Source organism: Alcanivorax sp. HI0083 (genome assembly GCF_001635175.1).
In genome coordinates, this window is record NZ_LWFX01000464.1 from 1 (window position 1) to 723 (window position 723).

Here is a 723-nt window from a genome sequence, read left to right on the forward strand (position 1 = left end):
GGTGCAAGGCCCTGGAGGGCGTGGGCGATCTGACCGCCTACGCTCTGGTCATGGCCTTCTTAAGGGGCGACTTCAGGAACAGTGATGCCTTCGTGGCCTTCCTGGGGATGGACGTTCACGTGAGAGACTCAGGCACCAAAACCGGCAAGCGAAAACTGACGAAGAAAGGGGACTCAGAAGCTCGCAGGCTGCTTTACTGCGCGGCCATGGTCGCTCGCCGGAGCAAGCGTTGGGCTGGGGTCTATCAGGCTTATCTGGACCGGGGGCTGGCAACCATTCAGGCGCTGGTCATCCTGGCGCGCAAACTCGTTCGCATCGCCTTCGCGCTTATGAAAAATGGCACCGACTATCAGCCGGCCCCTGCCTCATGAAGACTGGGGTGGACAACATAGAATCTCCTACAGTGATTCTGTACCAGCGGGGACGGTTGCAAATACCTTCTCCCACAACGCCGGCAGGAAGTATTCCGCCACCAGCAAGGGCGCGCCGCGTTTGATAAAGCACGACTGGCGGCCCCAGCACACCGGGTGATTCTGGCCCGGTGAGGCCAGTCGTGCCCACACCTGATCACGCTGGCATACCGGGCGGTTGTATAGCTCCAGGCCCAGGGAGCGGCTGCCCATGTGGCCCAGTGAGCGGTTGGCGCCGGCCAGGCTGGTCAAGGGCAGGACGCTGCGCGCCGCCACCACCGGGGTGCCGTCCAGGTGCAGGGTGACTTCGCGG

2 protein-coding genes are annotated in these 723 nt (G+C 62.9%); one reads left to right on the forward strand and one right to left on the reverse strand.

Going from position 1 to position 723, the window contains the following annotated elements:
• Positions 1-371: transposase (locus A3754_RS04775; protein WP_156496795.1), on the forward strand; the 371-nt coding region annotated here is incomplete at its 5' end.
• Positions 372-398: 27 nt separating this feature from the next.
• Here the strand turns inward: A3754_RS04775 and A3754_RS04780 are convergent.
• Positions 399-723, reverse strand: a 325-nt coding sequence (locus tag A3754_RS04780; RefSeq protein WP_156496796.1) for a chorismate lyase, incomplete at its 5' end; no start/stop codon positions are given.